This is a genomic window from Thiocapsa imhoffii (assembly GCF_016583985.1).
Classification (GTDB): domain Bacteria; phylum Pseudomonadota; class Gammaproteobacteria; order Chromatiales; family Chromatiaceae; genus Thiocapsa; species Thiocapsa imhoffii.
In genome coordinates this window covers 1-5,583 of record NZ_NRSD01000052.1, presented here as the reverse complement: position 1 = coordinate 5,583, position 5,583 = coordinate 1, and the positions used below count along the sequence as shown (strand labels likewise).

Below are 5,583 nucleotides of genomic sequence, written 5' to 3'. Positions count from 1 at the left end.
GTGATCAGTTCCGATATCAACGGCATGCTGCAGGTCATCGGACTGCTCAGCGAGCGCACCAAAGCCGCAGTCAAGGCATTTTTTAACAGTATTCCCAAGCGGTTACGACGTACCGTCAAGGTCATCTTGAGGTGGACCCCATGTCAAGGACCATTTTAGGCTGATTTTAAGTTAGCCGACTCGCCTTGATTGCAGCAGAATGGCGCTGCCCCAATCGTGTTCATCGCGAGCGTGGTCGAGGCCTCGACCACGCCCTCACGGATCGTGCTGATCGTCTTGAAGCCATCCTTGATGGCGGCTCCGCCACCGCGTCCGGATCGGTGGACATCAACGGGTGTGCGGTTGTTCAAGGCCTGGTGTGGCCGCTCATCGTTGTAGAAGGCGAAGTACTCTGTCAGCCCCATCAACAATTCCGGTAGGCTCTCGTCGCCCTTGGGATCGATGTCCTCATACTTGACGCTGCGCCAGAGGCGCTCGACGAACACGTTGTCCAGCGCTCGTCCACGCCCATCCATGCTGATGGCGATCCCCGCCTCACGCAGCACCCGCGTGAAGGCCATGCCGGTGAACTGCGTACCCTGGTCGGTGTTGAAAATCTCTGCCTGACCATACACACGCAAGGCCTCCTCCAGGCAGTCGATGCAGAAGCCTGAATCCAGGGTGTTCGACAACCGCCAGGCCAACACCCGACGCGAGTACCAGTCGATGATCGCCACCAGATAGGCAAAGCCATGGGCCAAACGAACATCGGTGATGTCCGTACTCCAGACCTGATTCGGTCGCGTGATGGCCAGGCCACGCAGCAGGTACGGATAGATTTTGTGCTCGGGATGCGACTTGCTCGTGTGTGGCCCCGGCACCATGCCGGCCAAGCCGAGCACGCGCATCAACCGCTGCACCCGCTTGCGACTGACCTCGAAACCTTGCGCACGCAGCATCACGACCATCCGTCGACTCCCGTAGAACGGCCGACGGGTGTACTCGGCATCGATCAGACCGAGCACCGCGACGTCCAGCTCATCGACCATCTCACCACCGGCGCGGGCGTACACCCATGAACGCGTCACACCTGCAAGGGCGCATTGGCGCCGGACCGACGGCCCGACCGCATCGGTACCGCCGACGACGTCGATCCAGTCCCGACGTGTGCTCATGGGCTCACCCCGGACTTTTTTTTCAGCCAGTCCAGCTCCATTTTCAACCGCCCAATCTCGCTGTACAGCCGATCGGCAGGCATCCCATCGTCCACCGCCTTGGGTCCACGCTTGCCCTCGAAGAGGGTCCCGGCCTGCTCGGTGATGGCCCGCTTCCACTGCCCCACCTGCACCGGGTGCACACCATACGCTTGCGCAATCTCGTTGGCCGTCTTGATTCCACGGATCGCTTCCAAGCCGACCTTCGCCTTGAACGCCGGGGTGAAGGTCTTGCGGGTCCTCTCGCTCATCTCGATTCACCTGTCTGCGCAGGGCAGCGGCTAACTTAAATTGTGGTCCTGTTTTCGGGGTCCACTATATCTGCACGGATCTCTATGCCGGTTTCATTGGGGCTGCGAAAGGCGTTTTCGGCAAACGTGTGCTCATTTGTGCAGATCGTTTCCATATTGCTCGCCGGTATCGGGACAGTTTTGAGACCTGACGAAAGCGGGAATGGAAGCGGTGACGGCGGACGCTCACGAAATCGACATTGGATCAGTTCAAAAACGTGCATGGGCTCTTGCGCCATCGCCGCGCGGATCTCACCGACGATGAGCGTCGTCTCCTCAATCGTTTGTTTGTTCACTCGCCCCAAATCAAAGACGCTCACGATACGTGCGAAGCGCGCACAATGATTGATGAAAGACCTCTTTCAACAGGAGAAGGAAAACGTCAAATCCGTCGCTGGATGCGACAGGTCTCGAATCGCGGAATCAGGTGTTTCGATCGCTTTCTTGGGACGCTTAGAACTCATTTCGCTGAGATCACTCATTATTTTGTCAACCGTCAGACGAGCGGATTTGTAGAAGGTCTCAACAATCAATTGAAAGTCCTCAAACGACGCTGTTACGGCATCACCAACCTCGCCCATCTGTATCAAAGAGTGTGCTTGGATCTCAACGGATACGCTCGCTTCGGCGTGGAGCCAATATGAATCAATGCGTTAGAGTTTTCGTGTTCAGCGACTTTTCGTAGTTGATGTGTACGTCAAATCTAGGGGTAAATAATTGTTTTTTAAATTGTTTATACATTCCCCTGAAATCCGGGATAGCCCCAAAACAGCTTAATAATGCAGTAAAAACAGAGACTAAAGCAGAGAGAAATCGACCTTTCGATGCCACTTGACCGTGCTCGGATCCAGTCCCTCCAGGAGCCATTGCAGCTCGCGCACCGACAATTCCACGGCACCCTTTGCAGTGCCCGCCGGCCACCAGAAACGTTCCTTCTCCAGACGCCGGTACCACAGCCAGAAGCCACCGTGGTACCACACCAGCACCTTGATCTTGTCCCGCGCCCGGTTACAGAACACAAACAGATGCGACGAAAACGGATCCGCTTGCAGCACATCCTCGACACGCGCGGCCAAACCGTCGATCTGGCAGCGCATATCCGTGTGGCCTCGCGCCAGAGACACCTTGGTGTGCGCATCCAGCGCAATCACGTCCGCTCCTGCAGTACACCCAGCACCCGCTTCAGCGTTTCCACCGAACACCGCTCGCCCACTTCGACTCGCAGGCCATCGGTCAGAACCAGCGTCAGATCCGCACGGCTCATCGCGGAAGCTTCGCCGACCAAGGTCACCGGCATAAACTCCGAGACCGGCGTCGCCTCTCCCGCCTGAGATGTCACTTCCTGCGCAAATATGTTTCGCCAGCGCTGCAGACTACCCACCGAAATCCCCTGGCGGGCACAGTACTCATCCTGCGTCAGACCGCTACGCGGCCAACCCGACACCAACCTTTGCCACTCGGTTCGACTGCGCTGCTGCCAACCCATGATGCGCCTCCCATCGTACTGGACAGGATGGCATCTTCCGATTCTTGGCAAGGCAGCGGAAGAATGTATTTCCCCAGACAGATACGAAGGTCACGCCGGAGGCGATGGCGCTGTCGCGTCTGCGCGCGGAGAATGCGCTGCTCAAGCGCGAGGTCGACATCTTAAAACAAGCGACGGCGGACTTCGCGCGGGAAGCGCTGTGAAGTCCGCCTGGATCGCTGCGCACCGCGACGGCTTCGCCCTGAACGAGCTCTGCGCTGTCCTGGAGGTCAGTGTCGGCGGCGACCGGGCCTGGCAGGGTGGCGGCACAGCGGATCGCCGTGGGCTGACGGATGCACCGTTGCTGGCCCTGATCCGATCCATTCATGCCGAGCTCAAGGGCGCTGACGGCAGCCCGCGGATGGTGCATGAGCTGCGCGCACGGGGCTTCTCCGCGAGCAAGGCACGGGTGGAGCGCCTGATGCGCGAGCACGGCATCCGGGGGCGCCACGAGCGTCGCGACAAGGCCACGACCGACTCCCAGCACAGCCTTCCGGTGGCCGACAACCGGCTCGCCCGCGACTTCGCCCCGAGCGGCCCGAATCAGGTCTGGAGTGCCGACATCACCGACCTGTAGACGGATGAAGGCTGGCTGTACTTGGCCATCGTGCTGGAGCTGTTCAACCGCGAGGTCGTGGGCTGGTCGCTGAAGCCGCGCATGACGGCCGACCTGGTCACCGACGCGCTGACCATGGGTTGGTTTCGACGAAAGCCGGCCCCCGGGCTGATCCACCATTCCGATCGGGGGAGCCAGTACGCAAGCCATGCCTTCCAGGCCAAATTGGCCCAAGTACGGCATGGTCTGCTCGATGAGCCGCAAGGGGAACTGCTGGGACAACGCCCCGACCGAGAGCGGGTTCAACAGCTTCAAGAACGAGCGGGTGTTCGGGGAGCGCTTCGCCACCCGCGACGCCATGAAGGCCAACGCCTTCGAGTACCTCGAGGTGTTCGACAACCGCAAGCGTCTGCATTCCACCCTCGGTTACACTTCCCCGGTGCCGTTTCCGAAAGACTGGATCAACCCCGGAGAGGGAGAAAAGCAGGTCGCATGAACCCCTGCCCTTGGAAGACGAAAAACCGTCGGAAGCTCAGAGGCTGTATAGGAACTAAATTATTGATTTAATGTCATAAAATTCCGATAGCATGGGCAATCATAATGCGAATGCCTCTTTTGACTTCGGAGAAGTGAACATGACCAAAGAAAATTCTCATACGCCTATCCGCTACCCAAGCGACCTTTCGGACGAAGAGTGGGCGATCATTGAGGCCATTTTGAACGAGCTTGAGCCATACAAGACAGGGCGACCTCGTAAAATGGATCTTCGCGAGATGTTAAACGCGATGTTCTATTTGAATAAGACAGGCTGTCCATGGCGATATTGACCAAAAGATTTACTCTCGTACGATTTTGTCAATGACTATTATCATCAATGGACACACAGCGGACTCCTAGAACATATCAATGCGGCGCTACGGTCACGTTTGCGTCAGGGTTCAGGCCGAAATCCCGACCCAAGTGGTGCCGTGATCGATAGCCAAAGTGTCAAAGGAACTCCGGAATCATCAATCGACTCTGGTTTTGATGGCGGCAAGCTTGTGAAGGGGAGGAAGCGACATATTGTAGTCGATACAATGGGTTGCCTGCTCACCGTGAGTGCACATGCCGCTAACATCTACGATGGGAAAGCCGCTCGACAGGTCCTGATGAAACTGAGAGACTGTATAGAAAGTTCCGCTCAATAGAGCGGAGATTAAATGATATAATAGAAGCAAATAACCTTTTAGTAAGCAATTTGATTGTGACAGATTTGACGAAGTAGTAAACGCGACGATGCGAGATNAGAGACTGTATAGAAAGTTCCGCTCAATAGAGCGGAGATTAAATGATATAATAGAAGCAAATAACCTTTTAGTAAGCAATTTGATTGTGACAGATTTGACGAAGGAGTAAACGCGACGATGCGAGATAAACTTGCGACTCACTAGAACGAGGTTCTCTCTCATAATCCTTACTCAGTCGGCGTGACCGACTTAGCCAAGCAAATGTCCGCTCGACGACCCATCGACGAGGCAGCACATGAAAGCCTTGATGTCCTTTTTGCCTCTTCACAATCTCAAGATGACAATTCAATTGAGTGAAAACCCAATCAAACAGTTCACGACCAGAGTACCCACGATCAGCCCAAATGATCTTGACGCTCTGGAGCAGCACAAACAGTTTCATCAGGACCTGTCGAGCGGCTTTCCCATCGTAGATGTTAGCGGCATGCGCACTCACGACGAGCAGGCAACCCATTGTATCGACTACAATATGTCGCTTCCTCCCCTTCACAAGCTTGCCGCCATCAAAACCAGAGTCGATTGATGATTCCGGAGTTCCTTTGACACTTTGGCTATCGATCACGGCACCACTTGGGTCGGGATTTCGGCCTGAACGCTGACGCAAACGTGACCGTAGTGCCGCATTGATATGCTCTAGGAGTCCGCTGTGTGTCCATTTATTATAATAGTAATTAACAAGGTGGTATGAGGGGAAATCTTTTGGTAAATATCGCCATGGACAGCCTGTCTTATT

At 55.9% G+C, this 5,583-nt stretch carries 5 protein-coding genes and 3 pseudogenes; 4 read left to right on the top strand and 4 right to left on the bottom strand.

Annotated features, from left to right (window positions below; genetic code table 11):
* Positions 1 to 266 precede the first annotated feature (266 nt).
* A pseudogene (locus CKO25_RS20305) lies at positions 267 to 1,444 on the bottom strand (IS3 family transposase); the annotation flags it as partial.
* Positions 1,445 to 1,677: 233 nt separating this feature from the next.
* Here CKO25_RS20305 and CKO25_RS20295 point away from each other — a divergent pair.
* A pseudogene (locus CKO25_RS20295) lies at positions 1,678 to 2,127 on the top strand (ISL3 family transposase); the annotation flags it as partial.
* Between the two features lie 153 nt (positions 2,128 to 2,280).
* Here CKO25_RS20295 and tnpB read toward each other — a convergent pair.
* A complete protein-coding gene (gene tnpB / locus CKO25_RS20290) occupies positions 2,281 to 2,634 on the bottom strand; it encodes an IS66 family insertion sequence element accessory protein TnpB (RefSeq protein ID WP_200389769.1) in 354 nt (117 codons plus the stop codon).
* Positions 2,631 to 2,969 (bottom strand): IS66 family insertion sequence element accessory protein TnpA, encoded by a 339-nt coding sequence (gene tnpA, locus CKO25_RS20285; protein WP_200389768.1) that lies wholly within the window; start codon positions 2,967 to 2,969, stop codon positions 2,631 to 2,633. Before tnpA ends, tnpB begins: the two co-directional genes overlap by 4 nt.
* A gap of 89 nt (positions 2,970 to 3,058) precedes the next feature.
* On the opposite strand from tnpA, the pseudogene CKO25_RS21460 reads away from it, so the two are divergent.
* From CKO25_RS21460 to CKO25_RS20260, 3 genes and pseudogenes are all read left to right on the top strand, one after another.
* Positions 3,059 to 4,060: pseudogene (locus CKO25_RS21460) on the top strand (IS3 family transposase); the annotation flags it as partial.
* Between the two features lie 139 nt (positions 4,061 to 4,199).
* Entirely contained in the window at positions 4,200 to 4,391 is a 192-nt protein-coding gene (locus CKO25_RS20265) for a transposase (protein WP_200389765.1), read from the top strand.
* A 99-nt stretch (positions 4,392 to 4,490) separates the two neighbouring features.
* Positions 4,491 to 4,751: a transposase gene (locus tag CKO25_RS20260; RefSeq protein ID WP_242467785.1), complete on the top strand. Its 261-nt coding sequence runs from the start codon at positions 4,491 to 4,493 to the stop codon at positions 4,749 to 4,751.
* Between the two features lie 166 nt (positions 4,752 to 4,917).
* Here CKO25_RS20260 and CKO25_RS20255 read toward each other — a convergent pair.
* On the bottom strand, positions 4,918 to 5,583 hold a 666-nt coding region (locus tag CKO25_RS20255), incomplete at its 5' end, for an IS5 family transposase (protein WP_200389763.1).